Source organism: Burkholderia sp. MS455, assembly GCF_016899445.1.
Classification (GTDB): Bacteria; Pseudomonadota; Gammaproteobacteria; order Burkholderiales; family Burkholderiaceae; genus Burkholderia; species Burkholderia pyrrocinia_C.
The window spans coordinates 290,532-310,072 of sequence record NZ_CP041779.1 but is presented as its reverse complement, the minus strand read 5'-3'; the positions used below and the strand labels follow the sequence as shown (position 1 = coordinate 310,072).

Annotated in this window: 13 protein-coding genes, 2 tRNA genes and 2 rRNA genes; 10 read left to right on the top strand and 7 right to left on the bottom strand. The window is 62.8% G+C overall.

All coding sequences use genetic code 11. From position 1 onward, the window contains the following. Positions 1–4: 4 nt before the first annotated feature. The 5 genes from FPJ27_RS20500 to FPJ27_RS20480 form a co-directional block, all read right to left on the bottom strand. Positions 5–2,886: ribosomal RNA gene (locus FPJ27_RS20500) — 23S ribosomal RNA — on the bottom strand. Positions 2,887–3,192: 306 nt separating this feature from the next. Beyond that, positions 3,193–3,268 (bottom strand) — tRNA-Ala (locus tag FPJ27_RS20495). 41 nt (positions 3,269–3,309) lie between these two features. Further along, positions 3,310–3,386: transfer RNA gene (locus FPJ27_RS20490), tRNA-Ile, on the bottom strand. Positions 3,387–3,449: 63 nt separating this feature from the next. Next, a 16S ribosomal RNA gene (locus FPJ27_RS20485) occupies positions 3,450–4,982 on the bottom strand. Together the 16S and 23S rRNA genes with 2 tRNA genes alongside form the textbook arrangement of a ribosomal RNA operon. 564 nt (positions 4,983–5,546) lie before the next feature. Next, a complete protein-coding gene (locus FPJ27_RS20480; RefSeq protein ID WP_204425450.1) occupies positions 5,547–6,812 on the bottom strand; it encodes an SGNH/GDSL hydrolase family protein in 1,266 nt (421 codons plus the stop codon). A 199-nt stretch (positions 6,813–7,011) separates the two neighbouring features. Between FPJ27_RS20480 and paaA the strand changes: the two genes are divergently transcribed. The 8 genes from paaA (at position 7,012) to FPJ27_RS20440 (ending at position 13,394) form a co-directional block, all read left to right on the top strand. Then, a complete protein-coding gene (paaA, locus tag FPJ27_RS20475) occupies positions 7,012–8,010 on the top strand; it encodes a 1,2-phenylacetyl-CoA epoxidase subunit PaaA (protein ID WP_204425449.1) in 999 nt (332 codons plus the stop codon). A 43-nt stretch (positions 8,011–8,053) separates the two neighbouring features. Then, a complete protein-coding gene (paaB, locus tag FPJ27_RS20470) occupies positions 8,054–8,338 on the top strand; it encodes a 1,2-phenylacetyl-CoA epoxidase subunit PaaB (protein ID WP_010092957.1) in 285 nt (94 codons plus the stop codon). Positions 8,339–8,348: 10 nt separating this feature from the next. Then, the gene (paaC, locus tag FPJ27_RS20465) at positions 8,349–9,152 is read left to right on the top strand and encodes a 1,2-phenylacetyl-CoA epoxidase subunit PaaC (RefSeq protein WP_072443216.1); all 804 of its coding nucleotides are present in this window, start codon (positions 8,349–8,351) and stop codon (positions 9,150–9,152) included. A gap of 25 nt (positions 9,153–9,177) precedes the next feature. Continuing rightward, positions 9,178–9,741, top strand: coding sequence for a 1,2-phenylacetyl-CoA epoxidase subunit PaaD (gene paaD, locus FPJ27_RS20460; protein WP_072443214.1), 564 nt, complete (start codon positions 9,178–9,180; stop codon positions 9,739–9,741). Between the two features lie 127 nt (positions 9,742–9,868). Next, a complete protein-coding gene (paaE, locus tag FPJ27_RS20455; RefSeq protein WP_239483389.1) occupies positions 9,869–10,927 on the top strand; it encodes a 1,2-phenylacetyl-CoA epoxidase subunit PaaE in 1,059 nt (352 codons plus the stop codon). A 128-nt stretch (positions 10,928–11,055) separates the two neighbouring features. Continuing rightward, positions 11,056–11,880, top strand: coding sequence for a DUF3658 domain-containing protein (locus FPJ27_RS20450; RefSeq protein ID WP_204425448.1), 825 nt, complete (start codon positions 11,056–11,058; stop codon positions 11,878–11,880). Between the two features lie 16 nt (positions 11,881–11,896). After that, entirely contained in the window at positions 11,897–12,502 is a 606-nt protein-coding gene (locus FPJ27_RS20445) for a TetR/AcrR family transcriptional regulator (protein ID WP_027783292.1), read from the top strand. Positions 12,503–12,746: 244 nt separating this feature from the next. Next, complete coding sequence (locus FPJ27_RS20440; RefSeq protein WP_204425447.1) at positions 12,747–13,394, top strand: GNAT family N-acetyltransferase; 648 nt, start codon at positions 12,747–12,749, stop codon at positions 13,392–13,394. Positions 13,395–13,467: 73 nt separating this feature from the next. On the opposite strand, the gene FPJ27_RS20435 is transcribed toward FPJ27_RS20440, so the two are convergent. After that, positions 13,468–13,992 (bottom strand): Lrp/AsnC family transcriptional regulator, encoded by a 525-nt coding sequence (locus FPJ27_RS20435; RefSeq protein WP_011655746.1) that lies wholly within the window; start codon positions 13,990–13,992, stop codon positions 13,468–13,470. A gap of 213 nt (positions 13,993–14,205) precedes the next feature. On the opposite strand from FPJ27_RS20435, the gene hppD reads away from it, so the two are divergent. Next, the gene (hppD, locus tag FPJ27_RS20430) at positions 14,206–15,303 is read left to right on the top strand and encodes a 4-hydroxyphenylpyruvate dioxygenase (protein ID WP_072443206.1); all 1,098 of its coding nucleotides are present in this window, start codon (positions 14,206–14,208) and stop codon (positions 15,301–15,303) included. Between the two features lie 133 nt (positions 15,304–15,436). On the opposite strand, the gene FPJ27_RS20425 is transcribed toward hppD, so the two are convergent. Beyond that, entirely contained in the window at positions 15,437–15,631 is a 195-nt protein-coding gene (locus FPJ27_RS20425) for a hypothetical protein (RefSeq protein ID WP_072443204.1), read from the bottom strand. A gap of 317 nt (positions 15,632–15,948) precedes the next feature. Here FPJ27_RS20425 and FPJ27_RS20420 point away from each other — a divergent pair, with 317 nt between their 5' ends. After that, a complete protein-coding gene (locus FPJ27_RS20420) occupies positions 15,949–19,539 on the top strand; it encodes an indolepyruvate ferredoxin oxidoreductase family protein (RefSeq protein WP_204425446.1) in 3,591 nt (1,196 codons plus the stop codon). The last annotated feature ends 2 nt before the right edge of the window (positions 19,540–19,541 follow it).

Sequence of the window (19,541 nt, the reverse complement as noted above, 5' to 3'; positions counted from 1 at the left end):
TTATAGGATCAAGCCTTACGGGCAATTAGTATCAGTTAGCTGAACGCATTACTGCGCTTACACACCTGACCTATCAACGTCCTGGTCTCGAACGACCCTTCAAGGGGATCTAGTCCCCAGGGATATCTCATCTTAAGGCGAGTTTCCCGCTTAGATGCTTTCAGCGGTTATCTCTTCCGAACATAGCTACCCGGCGATGCCACTGGCGTGACAACCGGTACACCAGAGGTTCGTCCACTCCGGTCCTCTCGTACTAGGAGCAGCCCCCTTCAAATATCCAACGCCCACGGCAGATAGGGACCAAACTGTCTCACGACGTTTTAAACCCAGCTCACGTACCTCTTTAAATGGCGAACAGCCATACCCTTGGGACCGGCTACAGCCCCAGGATGAGATGAGCCGACATCGAGGTGCCAAACACCGCCGTCGATATGAACTCTTGGGCGGTATCAGCCTGTTATCCCCAGAGTACCTTTTATCCGTTGAGCGATGGCCCTTCCATACAGAACCACCGGATCACTATGACCTGCTTTCGCACCTGCTCGACTTGTCGGTCTCGCAGTTAAGCACGCTTATGCCATTGCACTATCAGCACGATTTCCGACCGTACCTAGCGTACCTTCGTACTCCTCCGTTACGCTTTGGGAGGAGACCGCCCCAGTCAAACTGCCTACCATGCACTGTCCCCGACCCGGATCACGGGCCAAGGTTAGAACCTCAAACAAACCAGGGTGGTATTTCAAGGACGGCTCCACCGAAACTAGCGTTCCGGTTTCATAGCCTCCCACCTATCCTACACAGATCGGTTCAAAGTCCAATGCAAAGCTACAGTAAAGGTTCATGGGGTCTTTCCGTCTAGCCGCGGGTAGATTGCATCATCACAAACACTTCAACTTCGCTGAGTCTCGGGAGGAGACAGTGTGGCCATCGTTACGCCATTCGTGCAGGTCGGAACTTACCCGACAAGGAATTTCGCTACCTTAGGACCGTTATAGTTACGGCCGCCGTTTACCGGGACTTCAATCAAGAGCTTGCACCCCATCATTTAATCTTCCGGCACCGGGCAGGCGTCACACCCTATACGTCCACTTTCGTGTTTGCAGAGTGCTGTGTTTTTATTAAACAGTCGCAGCCACCAGTTTATTGCAACCCCTTCACCCTCTGCGCGCAGGCGCATCAAGCTACAAGGGCGTACCTTATCCCGAAGTTACGGTACCAATTTGCCGAGTTCCTTCTCCCGAGTTCTCTCAAGCGCCTTAGAATACTCATCTCGCCCACCTGTGTCGGTTTGCGGTACGGTCATCGTTAGACTGAAGCTTAGAGGCTTTTCTTGGAACCACTTCCAATTGCTTCGCTCCCTAAGGAGCTCGCGCCACACCCTTGAATCCTGCGCCCGGATTTGCCTAAGCGCCTTCTCCAATGCAGCGACCGGGACTTCCAACACCCGGACAACCTTCCGCGATCCGTCCCCCCATCGCATCTAACAATGGTGCAGGAATATTGACCTGCTTCCCATCAGCTACGCATTTCTGCCTCGCCTTAGGGGCCGACTCACCCTACGCCGATGAACGTTGCGTAGGAAACCTTGGGCTTACGGCGAGGGGGCCTTTCACCCCCTTTATCGCTACTCATGTCAGCATTCGCACTTCCGATACCTCCAGCACGCTTTTCAACGCACCTTCGCAGGCTTACGGAACGCTCTCCTACCATGCGTGCAAAGCACGCATCCGCAGCTTCGGTATATAGCTTAGCCCCGTTACATCTTCCGCGCAGGACGACTCGATCAGTGAGCTATTACGCTTTCTTTAAAGGGTGGCTGCTTCTAAGCCAACCTCCTGACTGTTTTAGCCTTCCCACTTCGTTTCCCACTTAGCTATATTTGGGGACCTTAGCTGGCGGTCTGGGTTGTTTCCCTCTTGACACCGGACGTTAGCACCCGATGTCTGTCTCCCGTGATTGCACTCTTCGGTATTCGGAGTTTGCTATGGCGGGGTAATCTGCAATAGACCCCCCAACCATGACAGTGCTCTACCCCCGAAGGTGAGACACGAGGCACTACCTAAATAGTTTTCGGAGAGAACCAGCTATTTCCAAGTTTGTTTAGCCTTTCACCCCTATCCACAGCTCATCCCCTAACTTTTCAACGTTAGTGGGTTCGGACCTCCAGTACGTGTTACCGCACCTTCATCCTGGCCATGGATAGATCACTTGGTTTCGGGTCTACGCCCAGCAACTGAACGCCCTATTCGGACTCGCTTTCGCTACGCCTGCCCTATACGGTTAAGCTTGCTACTGAACGTAAGTCGCTGACCCATTATACAAAAGGTACGCCGTCACCCCTTACGAGGCTCCGACTGTTTGTATGCATGCGGTTTCAGGATCTATTTCACTCCCCTCCCGGGGTTCTTTTCGCCTTTCCCTCACGGTACTGGTTCACTATCGGTCGATCACGAGTATTTAGCCTTGGAGGATGGTCCCCCCATCTTCAGACAGGATTTCACGTGTCCCGCCCTACTTGTCGCACACCTAGTTCTTTCATACTGTTTTCGCCTACAGGGCTATCACCTGCTATGGCCGCACTTTCCAGAGCGTTCGGCTAACAATACAAATAAAGAGTGCAAGGCTCATCCCATTTCGCTCGCCACTACTTTGGGAATCTCGGTTGATTTCTTTTCCTGCGGTTACTTAGATGTTTCAGTTCACCGCGTTCGCTTCACATGGCCTATGTATTCAGCCATGGATACTCCAAAAGGAGTGGGTTTCCCCATTCGGACATCTACGGATCAAAGCTCGTTTGCCAGCTCCCCGTAGCTTTTCGCAGGCTACCGCGTCCTTCATCGCCTGTGATCGCCAAGGCATCCACCACATGCACTTGTTCGCTTGACCCTATAACGAGTCTGTCTCATCGACAGTCGCTACAGGTTGAGTTCTCGCGTTGTGCCGTATTCCAAAATCGAGCCGAACAATGAAGTTCGAATCATCTTGAGATACATCGATACAATCACAACCCGGATAGTTTTCACGTCCATCTCAAGACGCTTCCGCTATCCAAATTACTTGCTTCTTCCAGATTGTTAAAGAACGACAGCCGATATGGTGTTACTCATATCACTCTGACTGGCTCAATCGCCAATGGCAAATGCTCGTCTCACACGTCACTTTCGTGTGATCCAAACGCTTCCCATTGAAGATTGGTGGAGGCAGACGGGATCGAACCGACGACCCCCTGCTTGCAAAGCAGGTGCTCTCCCAGCTGAGCTATGCCCCCATGTATACAGAGACCTCAGGTACCCACATACCGCCAGACAATGGTGGGTCTGGTTGGATTCGAACCAACGACCCCCGCCTTATCAAGACGGTGCTCTAACCGACTGAGCTACAGACCCCTGAGTCTGTCTTTAATTTACAGCCGATAAGCGTGAGCGCTCAACTTCGCGAGATAGCTCTGGAAAGGAGGTGATCCAGCCGCACCTTCCGATACGGCTACCTTGTTACGACTTCACCCCAGTCATGAATCCTACCGTGGTGACCGTCCTCCTTGCGGTTAGACTAGCCACTTCTGGTAAAACCCACTCCCATGGTGTGACGGGCGGTGTGTACAAGACCCGGGAACGTATTCACCGCGGCATGCTGATCCGCGATTACTAGCGATTCCAGCTTCATGCACTCGAGTTGCAGAGTGCAATCCGGACTACGATCGGTTTTCTGGGATTAGCTCCCCCTCGCGGGTTGGCAACCCTCTGTTCCGACCATTGTATGACGTGTGAAGCCCTACCCATAAGGGCCATGAGGACTTGACGTCATCCCCACCTTCCTCCGGTTTGTCACCGGCAGTCTCCTTAGAGTGCTCTTGCGTAGCAACTAAGGACAAGGGTTGCGCTCGTTGCGGGACTTAACCCAACATCTCACGACACGAGCTGACGACAGCCATGCAGCACCTGTGCGCCGGTTCTCTTTCGAGCACTCCCGCCTCTCAGCAGGATTCCGACCATGTCAAGGGTAGGTAAGGTTTTTCGCGTTGCATCGAATTAATCCACATCATCCACCGCTTGTGCGGGTCCCCGTCAATTCCTTTGAGTTTTAATCTTGCGACCGTACTCCCCAGGCGGTCAACTTCACGCGTTAGCTACGTTACTAAGGAAATGAATCCCCAACAACTAGTTGACATCGTTTAGGGCGTGGACTACCAGGGTATCTAATCCTGTTTGCTCCCCACGCTTTCGTGCATGAGCGTCAGTATTGGCCCAGGGGGCTGCCTTCGCCATCGGTATTCCTCCACATCTCTACGCATTTCACTGCTACACGTGGAATTCTACCCCCCTCTGCCATACTCTAGCCTGCCAGTCACCAATGCAGTTCCCAGGTTGAGCCCGGGGATTTCACATCGGTCTTAGCAAACCGCCTGCGCACGCTTTACGCCCAGTAATTCCGATTAACGCTCGCACCCTACGTATTACCGCGGCTGCTGGCACGTAGTTAGCCGGTGCTTATTCTTCCGGTACCGTCATCCCCCGGCTATATTAGAACCAAGGATTTCTTTCCGGACAAAAGTGCTTTACAACCCGAAGGCCTTCTTCACACACGCGGCATTGCTGGATCAGGCTTTCGCCCATTGTCCAAAATTCCCCACTGCTGCCTCCCGTAGGAGTCTGGGCCGTGTCTCAGTCCCAGTGTGGCTGGTCGTCCTCTCAGACCAGCTACTGATCGTCGCCTTGGTAGGCCTTTACCCCACCAACTAGCTAATCAGCCATCGGCCAACCCTATAGCGCGAGGCCCGAAGGTCCCCCGCTTTCATCCGTAGATCGTATGCGGTATTAATCCGGCTTTCGCCGGGCTATCCCCCACTACAGGACATGTTCCGATGTATTACTCACCCGTTCGCCACTCGCCACCAGGTGCAAGCACCCGTGCTGCCGTTCGACTTGCATGTGTAAGGCATGCCGCCAGCGTTCAATCTGAGCCAGGATCAAACTCTTCAGTTTAAACCTGTTACTGTTTTCGGTTCTTTCGAACCGGTCGCTCACTCAAAGCTGACAGGAATATGAATCACTTCATAAACCTGACTTACTTTAGTGTGAGACTCTTGATACTTTCGCTATCTGATCCGAGGATCAGCTCGCTTCCATCAAGCGCCCACACTTATCGGCTGTTAATTTTTAAAGAGCATTTCTGCGAGAAACTTCGTGTTTCTCAGCAGCGCTGCGTTTTCAGCAGCAGAGAAGCGAGATTATGAACCGTGTTTCGCAGCTCGTCAACAACTTTTTAACTGCTTCGTTGCGACTGCGGGGTCCATCTTCCTGCGCCAGCCGTGCGCCCAACCTGCTGCACACCGCCGACTTCGCTTCCCCTCTCCCGCGCCGCGTTTCCGTTAGCGCGAAAGAGGCGTGATTCTATGCACTCGCCCCCGTCTCCGCAAGCCCCTTTGTGAAATTATTTTGAAAAAGCCGCCGTGCGCTATCGCGCACGGTGGCTTTGAATAGAATGGGCCGGGTGTTGCTATTGGCGTCCGGGCCACCGGCAACGCTTCCTCTATATATAGAAGCGCGTCACTTGCCGCCCACGGCAGCCTGCAACTGCTCGACCGGCACCGCGTCAGCCATTGCCGTGTAGCCCGTATCGCTTGGATGGATGCCGTCGCCGCTGTCGTATCGACGCTGCAGCACGCTCGGGCGCGCCGGATCGCGCAACACCGCGTCGAAGTCGACCACGCCGTCGAACCCGCCACCGCTGCGTATCCACCGGTTCACCTCGAGCCGGATCGCCTCGCGGCCGGCCGGCAGCCCTGCCGGCGTGAGCGTCGCGCCGAAGACCTTCACACCCTGGCGGTGTGCCGCGTCGATCAGCCGACGATAGCCGTCGATCAGCGACGCGGCCGTGACCTGCGTGTGCGGATGGTCGCAATCGAGCCCCGCGCGCGGCGGCATCGCCGCGAAGTTGATGTCGTTGATCCCGATCAGCACGACCGCGGCCTTCACGCCCGAGCGCGACAGCGCATCGCGCTCGAACCGCGACGCCAGCGACGTGCCGTAGCACGCGGAATCGCTAAGCAGCCGGTTCCCGCTGATGCCCAGATTCACGACGCCGATCGAATCGGCACCCGACGCAGTCAGCCGACGCGCCAGCGCGTCCGGCCAGCGGCGGTTCCGGTTCACGCTCGAACGCAGTCCGTCGGTGATCGAATCGCCGATCGCGGCCACGCTGGCTCGCGCGGAACCAACCTCGACGGCCAACTCGGTCACCCATGCATATTGGGTAAAACGGGTACGGAACGCGGCGGCGGCCGGATCGTTCACGTGATTGCCCGGCGCAGAGACATAGTTGAACTGGTTTGACACGCGGTGCCAAACCGTCATCCGCTGGTTCGGTCCCATCTGCAGACTGATGGCATACGGCTGTCCGGCCGTCACGTCGATCGCCACCGGATCGCTTTCGACTTCCTGCCCCGGCGCGAGCGCCACCGACGCCTTGCCGCCGAACCTGACCGGCACGGCCGCGCCGCCGGCGAGTGCGGCGCCGTCGCCGGCACGTGCGAGGCTCGCCGCCTCGACGACCAGCGGTGCGTGACCGTATGCATTGCTGACGCGAATCCGCGCTGCCCGTCCCGACACCGTCGGGTAGACGATCTGGCGCACGGTCCGCCCGGCCACGTCGGGTGCGCGATAGAGCGGCGGCGGCGCGGCAAGGTCGGGAATCGGCTGCAACGCGGTCGCCCACGCGGCCACCCATCCTGCCGGCGCGGCCGAAGCCGCGAACGGCGACACGAAAACGGCCGCGCCCAGCACGGCCGCGGCGAAACTGCTTCGGAATGACATCGGCAAAATCCTCATCGGAAAGCGGGCATTGTGCCGCAGAAGACGCAAGTCTCATGCGGCGGTCCACGCTTGCGCCGCCTGGTCGCGCCCCGACGTCCCTCGTTTACCCGAATCTCGCCGCAAATCTGCGAGAAATTTATTAACCGACCGGTCGGTTGGTTTATACTGCGCACACATTCAACCGGACGAGAATCTCGCCATGTACACGCAATCCCTCGACATCCCCGGCAACGTCGCGCCGCTCGACGCCGCAGCCGAGTCGCCCGAGCAAGCACGGTTCGATGCGGTGATGGCCGCGGACGGCAAGATCGAACCGCAAGACTGGATGCCCGACGCCTATCGCAAGACGCTGGTTCGCCAGATCTCGCAGCACGCGCATTCGGAAGTCGTCGGCATGCTGCCGGAAGGCAACTGGATCTCGCGCGCGCCGAGCCTGAAGCGCAAGGCGATCCTGCTCGCGAAGGTCCAGGACGAAGCCGGCCACGGCCTCTATCTTTATAGCGCGGCCGAAACGCTCGGCGTGTCGCGCGATTCGCTGATCGACGCGCTGCACGCAGGCAAGGCGAAATACTCGAGCATCTTCAACTACCCGACGCCGACCTGGGCGGACGTCGGCGTGATCGGCTGGCTCGTCGACGGCGCCGCGATCATGAACCAGATCCCGCTGTGCCGCTGCACGTACGGCCCGTACGCGCGCGCGATGATCCGTGTGTGCAAGGAGGAGTCGTTCCACCAGCGCCAGGGTTTCGACGCGCTGCTGTCGATGATGAAGGGCAGCGACGCGCAGCGCGCGATGGTCCAGCAGGCCGTGAACCGCTGGTGGTGGCCGGTGCTGATGATGTTCGGCCCGAGCGACGCCGATTCGGTCCACAGCAGCCAGTCCGCAAAATGGGGCATCAAGCGGATCTCGAACGACGACCTGCGGCAGAAGTTCGTCGACGCGACAGTCGACCAGGCGAAGGTGCTCGGCGTCACGCTGCCCGATCCCGACCTGAAGTGGAACGACGCGCGCGGCCACCACGACTACGGCGCGATCGACTGGGACGAATTCTGGCGCGTGGTCAACGGCGACGGCCCGTGCAACAAGGAACGCCTCGCGACCCGCGTGAAAGCGCACGAGGACGGTGCATGGGTGCGCGAAGCCGCGCTCGCGCACGAAGCGAAGCGTCGCGCCCGCGCCGAACAGCACGCCGCCTGAGCGGCACCATCGAATTCAGGAATCAGGGAATCAGGAGAAAGTGATGAACAAGGAATGGCCGATCTGGGAAGTGTTCGTGCGCAGCAAGCAAGGCCTCGACCACAAGCATTGCGGCAGCCTGCATGCCGCCGACGCGTCGATGGCGCTGCGCATGGCGCGCGACGTCTACACGCGCCGCCAGGAAGGCGTGAGCATCTGGGTGGTGCCGTCGTCGGCGATCACCGCATCGGATCCGAACGAGAAGGCCGAACTGTTCGAACCGGCGGGCGACAAGATCTACCGTCACCCGACGTTCTACACGCTGCCCGACGAAGTCAACCACATGTAACGCCCGCGCCATGACGATCACGCCCGAACACCTCTCCTACGTGCTGCGCCTCGCGGACAACGCGCTGATCCTGGGTCAGCGCAACGCCGAATGGTGCGGCCACGGCCCGATCCTCGAGGAAGACATCGCGCTCACCAACATGAGCCTCGACCTCATCGGCCAGGCGCGCATGCTGTATACGCACGCCGCCGAACTCGAGCGCCAGCTCACCGGCGCGACGAAGACCGAGGACGACTACGCGTACTTCCGTACCGAGCGCGAGTTCGCGAACTTCACGCTCGCCGAACTGCCGCACTACGGCCCGGTCTCCGGCACCGCGCACGCCGACAAGGACTACGCGGTGACGATCGTGCGCAACTTCCTCTACGCGGCGCTGATGCTGCACGTATGGACCGCGCTGGAAACGTCGACCGACACGCAACTCGCCGCGATCGCCGCGAAATCGGTGAAGGAAACCCGCTATCACGTGCAACACGCGCGCGAATGGCTCATTCGCCTCGGCGACGGCACCGACGAATCGCACCGTCGCGCGCAGGATGCGCTCGACTACCTGACCCCGTACACGCGCGAATTCTTCGCAGCCGATGCGATCGACGACGCGATCGCCGCACCGGGCATCGGCCCGGCACCGGCCGCGATCGAAGCCGCATGGCGCGCGGACGTGGACGATGCGCTCGCCGAGGCGACGCTCACGCTGCCGGCGCCCGCGAAGCATGTGACGACCGGCAAGCAGGGCGAGCACTCGGAGCACATGGGCTACCTGCTCGCGGAAATGCAGAGCCTCGCGCGCCAGCACCCCGGCGCGACCTGGTAACCGGCCAACGCCACGGAGCCCGACGATGTCCGTCCAGACCGCCGCCCCCGCCGACGCCGCGCCCGCCGCGCGTCACGACGATCCGCTGCTCGCCCGCGCATGGGACGTGCTGGAAGCCGTGCCCGACCCCGAGATCCCGGTCGTGTCGATCCGCGAGCTCGGCATCCTGCGCGACGTTCGCCGCACGGACGACGGCCTGCTCGAAGTCGTGATCACGCCGACCTATTCGGGCTGCCCGGCCATGTCGCAGATCGCCGAGGACGTCGCCGCCGCACTGCAGGCGGCCGGCCTCCCGCCGCACCGGATCGAAACGGTGCTCGCGCCCGCGTGGACGACCGACTGGATCACGCAGGAAGCGCGCGACAAGCTGCGCGCGTACGGCATCGCGCCGCCGGTCGGCCAGTGCGGCAGCGCCGCGCCGCGGGAAAACGTCGTGCGCTTCGTGCCGCGACCGGTCGCGGCGCCGGCGTGCCCGCGCTGCGGCTCTGCCCATACCGAACGTCTCGCGCAATTCGCGTCCACGGCCTGCAAGGCGCTGTATCGCTGCGTCGACTGCCGCGAACCCTTCGACTACTTCAAACCCTACTGAAATGAAACAGCCCCCACGCTCTCTTCATTCGCTTGGGGGGGCGCAGCTCCCCCATCCCCCGGAAGCAGATCCGTCGCGCGAGGCGGCCCGGCGGGGGTCGACGACCCCGCAATTTCATCCGCTGCGTATCCGCGACGTGCGGCCCGAGACCGCCGACGCCGTCACCGTCTCGTTCGACGTGCCGCCCGAGCTGCGCGACGCTTACCGCTTCACGCAGGGCCAGTTCGTCACGCTGAAGACCCACATCGACGGCGAGGAGACGCGCCGCTCGTATTCGATCTGCGTCGGCACGACGGACTACGACCGCGACGGCGAACTGCGCATCGGCATCAAGCGCGTGCGCGGCGGCCGCTTCTCGAACTTCGCGTTCGATACGCTGAAACCGGGCCATACGATCGACGTGATGACGCCGGACGGCCGCTTCTTCACGCACCTGAATGCCGACCACGGCAAGCAGTACGTCGCGTTTTCCGGCGGCTCGGGGATCACGCCCGTGCTCGCGATCGTGAAGACGACGCTCGAACTCGAGCCGCGCAGCACGTTCACGCTGATCTACGGCAACCGCAGCGTCGACGCGATCATGTTCGCGGAGGAGCTCGAGGACCTGAAGAACCGCTACATGAACCGCTTCGTCCTCTATCACGTGCTGTCGGACGACCAGCAGGACGTCGAACTGTTCAACGGCGTGCTCGACCAGGCGAAATGCGCGGAATTCCTTACTACGCTGATGCCGGCCGACGCGATCGACGAGGCGTTCGTCTGCGGCCCCGCGCCGATGATGGACGCAGCCGAAGCGGCGCTGAAGGCGGCCGGCGTGCCGCAGGCGAAGGTGCATGTCGAGCGCTTCGGCACGCCGCTGCCGCAGGCCGGAGCGCCGGTCGTGGAGATCACCGACCAGACGCCGGCCGCCGACCTGGAAATCGTGCTCGACGGCAAGAAGCGCAAGCTGCGCCTGCCGTACGAAGGGGTGAGCCTGCTCGATGTCGGCCTGCGCGCGGGCCTCGCGCTGCCGTACGCGTGCAAGGGCGGCGTGTGCTGCACGTGCCGCGCGAAGGTGATCGAGGGCGAAGTGCGGATGGAGAAGAACTACACGCTCGAGGCGCACGAAGTGAAGGACGGTTTCGTGCTCACGTGCCAGTGCCACCCAATCAGCGACAAGGTCGTCGTGAGCTTCGACGAGCGTTGAGCGGCATCGCGTCGCGGCGCCGGACGGTTTCTCGCCGTCACACATCTCGCTTACACTAGGGGCCGCCGGCCGGCTGGACATCGCAACGTCCGCCCGGCCGGCGGCTTTCTTTTGTTGACGACAGGCCGATGAGTACCATTCATGTGATTCAGGGCGGCACCGCCGCCGCGTCGCTGAGCGAGGCACTCGCGCAAGCCGGACGCGACGAGCGCGTCGTCGGATTGCTCGACGATCTCGGCGTCGAGCCGCTCAAGGGCGCCGACGAGACGCCCGACACGCGTGCCGCCTTCTGGGAGCGCGTGCTCGGCGACCAGATCCCCGACTGGAACGCGGAAATCGAAGGCGAATTCGCGCGCCTCGACCAGCTCGCAATGGATGCGGGCCAGGTGGTCGTCTGGCACGCGCCGAGCGTCGGCGACAAGCTGCTGCTGCGCCGCGTCGCCTATCACCTGCGCAATGTCCCGCAGCGCCTGAACGAAGTGCGGCTGTCGGCCGCCGATCTCGACTCGGCGCAACGCGCATCGCTGTCGCGCACCGACCAGGCATGCACGACCGGGATGTTCTCGCCCGCGGAACTGGCGCGGAAACGGCCGGTGGCCGCGCCGATCTCGGTGCTGCGCATCGGTCGCCTCGCACTCGAATGGCAGGAAGCGAAGCACCTGAACGCCGAACTTCGCTATTGGGTCAGCAACACGATCAAGAGCGGCTACTATGCCGATCTCGACGCGCTGATCGTCGCGCGCGCGGAAACCGACTGGCTGCCCGCGCGGCGCCTCGTCGGCGGCATCATGGCCGACGCCGACCGCGGCGGCCTGTTCGTCAGCGACTCGATCGCCTGGTGGCGCTGTCGCGAACTCGCGGCGGCCGGCCGGCTCGAGCTGCAGGACGACGCACCCGCCGCCCTCTCTTCCACGCAGGTGCGCGCGGCCCGCGCGGCCATCGCGCACCGCTAATCTTCCGCATTCGACCATGGCCCGTACCCGAGCGCCCGACCACGAATCCCAGCGCGAGCAGATCCTCGATCTCGCCGCCGAGAAATTCGCGCAGACGAGCTACCCGAGCACGTCGATGTCCGATCTCGCGACCGCGAGCGGCACGTCGAAGGCACGCCTTTATCACTATTACGAGAGCAAGGAAGCGATCCTGTTCGACCTGCTCGACCGCTACACGAAGCGGCTGATGCTGATCATCGCCGAGGTCGAAGGGGCGAGCCAGCGGCGCGGCCTCAGCGAGCGCGACGCGTTCGCGGAACTCGTGCGCGCGTTCCTCTCCGAATACGAGACGTCGCACAGCCGTCACGTCGCGCTGCTCAACGACGTGAAGTATCTCGAGGACGCGCAGCGCGAGATCGTGCTCGACCGCCAGCGCGATATCGTCGCCGCGTTCACGCGGCAGCTCGCGCGCGCGTACCCTGACCGCATCTCGAAGGAAAACCAGACATCCGTGACGATGATGGTGTTCGGGATGATCAACTGGACGTTCACGTGGCTGAAGCCGGGCGGCCGTCTCGGCTACCGAGACTTCGCCGAGCAGGTGATCGACCTGATCGAACGCGGGCTGTCGACGGCGGCCTGATTGCCGCATAGCAGCAAGCGTTGCGGGACGGGCACACTGCGACGGCCCGTCGCGCATTTCATATGATGAATTTTAAATTCGTTAAAAATCAAATAGATATAGGATTAACTAAGCAGATTTAGAATTCATCCTCCAGCATAAATAAGGTTAAATACGGGTTTTCCCCAATCCGGGGGCCGACGGTCGGGTAAAATGCTGTTGCGTTGCACAACCCGCTGTACGGTCACATATTGAGGAACCCACGATGAACACGCAATTGAACGGCAATGCCGATGTCGTCGGCACCGCCGGTAGTGCGCCGGTTCTCGTCAGGGAACTGGCTTCCAAAGACCGTGAGCAGATGCTCACCCACTTTCTCTCGCTCGACGAAGAGGACCGCCTGCTGCGCTTCGGCCAGATGGTGCCCGACCACGTGATCGAGAACTATGTCCGCACGATCGACTTCGGTCGCGACACCGTGTTCGGCGTGTTCGACCACGAACTCGAACTGATCGGCGTCGGCCACCTGGCCTACCTGCCGGCCGAGGGCGACAAGCGCACGGCCGAGTTCGGCGTGTCGGTGCTCGAAAGCGCACGCGGCCACGGCGTCGGCTCGAAGCTGTTCGAGCGCGCGGCGATCCGCAGCCGCAACACGCACGTGACGATGCTGTACATGCACTGCCTGTCGCGTAACGCGACGATGATGCACATCGCGAAGAAATCCGGGATGCGCATCGAGTACGCGTACGGCGAAGCCGACGCGTACCTGTCGCTGCCGCCGGCCGACCACTCGACGATCATCGCCGAGATGCTGCAGGAACAGGCGGCGGTGTTCGACTACGCGCTCAAGCGCCAGGCGCACCGCACGTCGAAGTTCATCGAATCGCTGATGCCCGCCGCGCTGACGGCGTAATATCGGCCGGCCGGGCACGCCGCAGCGGCGCGCCCGGCCCCTTTATTCCCTCCTCCTCCCGCCGCCGGGCGCGCTAGCGCACCGAACGAATCGGCAACGCCGTCGTCTCCTTGAAGCATTCGAGCGAAAAGCTCGTCTTCACGTCGATCACCGACGGGTGATGCAGCAAATGCTCCTGCACGAAACGGGAGAAATGCGCCATGTCCTCGACCTGCACGCGCAGCAGGTAATCCATGTCTCCCGTCATCGCGTGGCACGCGACCACTTCCGGCCAGGTCTGCACGGCCGCGCGAAACAGCTCCGCGTGGGTCGCGCCCGCGCGCGCCGACGTCTCGTCGGCCCGGACCGGCGCCAGGCCGCCGCGCTTCTCGAGCCGCACGCTCACATACGCGAGCAGGTCGAGCCCCAGCTTCTGCGGATCCAGCAGCGCGACATAGCCGGTGATCACGCCGATCTCCTCGAGCCGCCGGATCCGCCGCAAGCACGGGCTCGGCGACAGGTTCACGCGCTCGGCGATCTCCTGGTTCGACAGGCGCCCGTTCTCCTGAAGAATCGCGAGGATCCGCCGGTCGATGGCATCCAATTCGGCTTGCGCCATCTTCTGCCCTCCAATGATTATTTAGAGACTGGAAATTGCGTCATCGTAGGCATGGACGATTAAGTTCGCAAGTTTCCGCTCGCGGCCGCCCGCTACACTTTGTCGCACGTACCGATTCGTTGCGCACGCCGACGCGTGCGCCGCCTTCGACATCGAACCGGGCCGGGCACGCACACGTCGCCCCGGCCGATCGCCCCGCACAGGAGACACGACATGCAGATCCCCAACTGGGACAACCCCGTCGGCACCGACGGCTTCGAATTCATCGAATACACGGCACCGGACCCGAAAGCGCTCGGACAACTGTTCGAACGGATGGGTTTCACCGCGATCGCGCGCCACCGCCACAAGGACGTGACGGTCTACCGCCAGGGCGACATCAACTTCATCATCAACGCCGAACCCGATTCGTTCGCGCAACGCTTCGCGCGCCTGCACGGCCCGTCGATCTGCGCGATCGCATTCCGCGTGCAGGACGCCGCGAAGGCATACAAGCACGCGCTCGAACTCGGCGCATGGGGCTTCGACAACAAGACTGGCCCGATGGAGCTGAACATCCCGGCGATCAAGGGCATCGGCGATTCGCTGATCTACTTCGTCGATCGCTGGCGCGGCAAGAACGGCGCGCAGCCGGGCTCGATCGGCGACATCAGCATCTATGACGTCGATTTCGAGCCGATCGCCGGCGCGAACCCGAACCCGGTCGGCCACGGCCTCACCTACATCGACCACCTGACGCACAACGTGCATCGCGGCCGCATGCAGGAATGGGCCGAGTTCTACGAACGCCTGTTCAACTTCCGCGAAGTGCGCTACTTCGACATCGAAGGCAAGGTGACGGGCGTGAAGTCGAAGGCGATGACGTCGCCGTGCGGCAAGATCCGCATCCCGATCAACGAGGAAGGCTCGGACACGGCCGGCCAGATCCAGGAATACCTCGACGCGTACCACGGCGAAGGCATCCAGCACATCGCGCTCGGCACGAACGACATCTACGGCGCGGTCGACGGCCTGCGCGGCAAGGAAGTGAAGCTGCTCGACACGATCGACACGTATTACGAACTGGTCGACCGCCGCGTGCCGAACCACGGCGAATCGCTGGACGAACTGAAGAAGCGCAAGATCCTGATCGACGGCGCGCGCGACGACCTGCTGCTGCAGATCTTCACCGAGAACCAGATCGGGCCGATCTTCTTCGAGATCATCCAGCGCAAGGGCAACCAGGGCTTCGGCGAAGGCAACTTCAAGGCGCTGTTCGAATCGATCGAGCTCGACCAGATCCGCCGCGGCGTCGTGCAGGACAAGGCCTGACGCGTCCGGCGCGCGGCGGCCCGGGGCAACCGGGCCGGCCGCACGATCCGGTGGCACAAAGAAAAAGGGCGGGAATCCGACGATTCCCGCCCTTTTGGCATTTCCGGCGCGGCCCGCAGGCCGCGCGACCGGATCAACGCGCGTTCGCCTTCGACTCGACGACGCGCTCGGCCGCCGGCTGCGCGACGGCATCCTGGGCCGGCACGATCTGACGCATCTGCACACCGGCTGCCGCCAGTGCGCTCGCGCCTTGCGCGCGCACCGGGCCGGTCATCGCGAAAAACGCGGCGGACACGATCAGGAAACTCTGGATATGACGTGTGTTCATTGCACCTCCTGTAAAACTGCCGGCGCCTCCCCGATTGCGTCGAAACGAACCAACGCGGCCGGGCACCTCCGGCAGGCCGACAAGATTAACGGCATTTGCCCGCAGATGGGGCCCGCTTTACATGCATTTACATGATGTAACGCATGATCCAGCCCTTTTCCCTGGTGCGCCGCCGCATTCCGGCCGGTGGGCGGCGGGTTTGCCCCAGTGCTACCATCGCTTAAAACCGGCCAATATGCCGGCCACTGTCGACGCGTTCACAAGACGCCGGAGCAGTCGAGTTTTGGTGATCCCAAACTGGGTGGAGGAGACTGTTAATGAATGCCCCGCTAGACGCAGGCCAACGCGCGTCGCTGGAAGCCGCGCTGAAGTCCGTCACGCTTGATGACAAATACACACTGGAGCGCGGCCGCGCGTACATGAGCGGCATCCAGGCCCTCGTGCGCCTGCCGATGCTCCAGCAGGAACGCGACCGCGCCGCCGGTCTCAATACGGCCGGCTTCATCTCCGGCTATCGCGGCTCTCCGCTCGGCGGCCTCGATCTGTCGCTCTGGAAGGCCAAGCAGTATCTGGCGGCCCACCAGATCGTCTTCCAGCCCGGCATCAACGAAGATCTCGCCGCCACCGCCGTGTGGGGTTCGCAGCAGGTGAACCTGTACCCCGGCGCGAAGCACGACGGCGTGTTCGGCATGTGGTACGGCAAGGGCCCGGGCGTCGACCGCACCGGCGACGTGTTCAAGCACGCAAACTCGGCCGGCTCGTCGCAGCACGGCGGCGTGCTGGTGCTCGCCGGCGACGACCACGCGGCGAAATCGTCGACGCTCGCGCACCAGTCCGAACACATCTTCAAGGCCTGCGGGCTGCCGGTGCTGTTCCCGTCCAACGTGCAGGAATATCTCGATTTCGGCCTGCACGGCTGGGCGATGAGCCGCTACTCGGGCCTGTGGGTCGCGCTCAAGTGCGTGACGGACGTCGTCGAATCGTCGGCGTCGGTCGACATCGACCCGCATCGCACCGAGATCGTGCTGCCGACCGACTTCATCATGCCGGACGGCGGCCTGAACATCCGCTGGCCCGACCCGCCGCTCGTGCAGGAAGCGCGGCTGCTCGACTACAAGTGGTACGCGGCGCTCGCCTATGTGCGCGCGAACAAGCTCGACCGGATCGAGATCGATTCGCCGGGCGCGCGCTTCGGGATCATGACCGGCGGCAAGGCGTACCTCGACGTGCGCCAGGCGCTGACCGACCTCGGCCTCGACGACGAAACCTGCGCGCGGATCGGCATCCGGCTCTACAAGGTCGGCTGCGTGTGGCCGCTCGAGGCGCAGGGCGCGCAGGCATTCGCGCGCGGCCTCGACGAAATCCTGGTGGTCGAGGAAAAGCGCCAGATCCTCGAATACGCGATCAAGGAAGAGCTGTACAACTGGCCCGACGCGCAACGGCCGCGCGTGTTCGGCAAGTTCGACGAGAAGGACGGCGCCGGCGGCGAATGGTCGGTGCCGATGGGCAACTGGCTGCTGCCCGCGCACTACGAACTGTCGCCCGCGATCATCGCGAAGGCGATCGCGACGCGCCTCGAGAAGTTCGAGCTGCCGTCCGACGTGCGCGCGCGCATCGCCGCGCGGCTCGCGGTGATCAACGCGAAGGAAATGGCGCTCGCGAAGCCGCACGTGCAGACCGAGCGCAAGCCGTGGTTCTGCTCGGGCTGCCCGCACAACACGTCGACCAACGTGCCGGAAGGCTCGCGCGCGATCGCCGGCATCGGCTGCCACTACATGACCGTGTGGATGGACCGCAGCACGAGCACCTTCAGCCAGATGGGCGGCGAAGGCGTGCCGTGGATCGGCCAGGCGCCGTTCACGGACGAGAAGCACGTGTTCGCGAACCTCGGCGACGGCACCTATTTCCACTCGGGCCTGCTGGCGGTGCGCGCGGCGATCTCGTCGAAAGCGAACATCACCTACAAGATCCTCTACAACGACGCGGTCGCGATGACGGGCGGCCAGCCGGTCGACGGCGTGCTGACGGTGCCGCAGATCACGCACCAGCTCGCGTCCGAAGGCGCGAAGAAGATCGTGATCGTCACCGACGAGCCGGAGAAGTACGACGGCCAGAAGGCGCTGCTCGCGCCGGGCGTGACGATCCATCACCGCGACCAGCTCGACGACGTGCAGCGCGAGCTGCGCGAGATCGCCGGCACGACGATCCTGATCTACGACCAGACCTGCGCAACCGAGAAACGCCGCCGCCGCAAGCGCGGCACCTATCCGGACCCGGCCAAGCGCGTCGTGATCAACGAAGCGGTGTGCGAAGGCTGCGGCGACTGCTCGGTGCAGTCGAACTGCCTGTCGGTCGAGCCGCTGGAAACCGAGTTCGGCACGAAGCGCCAGATCAATCAGTCGAGCTGCAACAAGGACTTCTCGTGCTTGAAGGGTTTCTGCCCGAGCTTCGTCACGGTCGAGGGCGGCCAGTTGAAGAAGCCGAAGGCGGTTTCGGTCGACGGCAGCGCGCTGCCGCCGATCCCGGAACCGACGCTGCCGGACATCAACCGCGCGTACGGCGTGCTCGTCACGGGCGTCGGCGGCACGGGTGTCGTCACGATCGGCGCGCTGCTCGGAATGGCCGCGCACCTGGAGAACAAGGGCGTGACCGTGCTCGACGTCACGGGCCTCGCGCAGAAGGGCGGCGCCGTGATGAGCCACGTGCAGATCTCGCACGCGCCGACCGACATCCACGCGACGCGGATCGCGATGGGCGAAGCCGACCTCGTGATCGGCTGCGACGCGATCGTCACGGCAGGCGACGAGTGCACGTCGCGGATGCGGCACGACGCGACGCGCGTGGTCGTCAACAGCGCGCAGACGCCGACCGCCGAGTTCATCAAGAACCCGAACTGGGCGTTCCCCGGCCTGTCCGCGGAGAATGACATCCGCGCGGCGGCAGGCGTTGCCGTCGATTTCATCGACGCGAACCGCTTCGCGGTCGCGCTGCTCGGCGACGCGATCTACACGAACCCGTTCGTGCTCGGCTACGCGTGGCAGAAGGGCTGGCTGCCGCTCACGCTCGCATCGCTCGAACGCGCGATCGAACTGAACGCCGTGTCGGTCGAGAAGAACCGCGCGGCCTTCGACTGGGGCCGGCGCGCCGCGTACGACCTGGCAAGCGTAAAGCAGGCAGCGGCCGGCGATGCGCGCCCCGCGCAAGGCGCCACGGTGATCGCGCTGCACACGAAGAAGGCGGTCGACGCGCTGATCGCAAAGCGCGTGGAATTCCTCACCGCGTACCAGAACGCCGCGTACGCATCGCGCTACGCGGCATTCGTCGACAAGGTGCGCGCGGCCGAGCGCGCGCTGGCGGACGGCGATACGGTGCAGGAGCAACTGACCGAAGCGGTCGCGCGCAACCTGTTCAAGCTGATGGCGTACAAGGACGAATACGAGGTCGCGCGGCTGCAGTCCGATCCCGCGTTCCTCGCGCGGCTGTCCGCGCAGTTCGAAGGCGACTGGAAGCTGAAATTCCACCTCGCGCCGCCGCTGTTCGCGAAGACGGACGCGCACGGCCATCTCGTGAAGAAGGCGTACGGCCCGTGGATGATGTCGGCGTTCCGGCTGCTCGCGAAGGCGAAGTTCCTGCGCGGCACGGGGCTCGACCCGTTCGGCCGCACCGGGGAGCGCCGCGCCGAGCGTGCGCTGATCGGCGAATACGAAGCGCTGATCGACGAAGTGACGGCCAAGCTGAACGCGGCCAACCGCCCGCTCGCACTCGAGCTCGCGGCGCTGCCGGACGGCATTCGCGGCTACGGCCACGTGAAGGAGAACAACCTGCGCGCGGTACGCCAGAAGTGGAACACGCTGCTCGCGAAGTGGCGCTCGCCGACGGGCGGCCAGTCGCACCAGCAGGTCGCGTAACG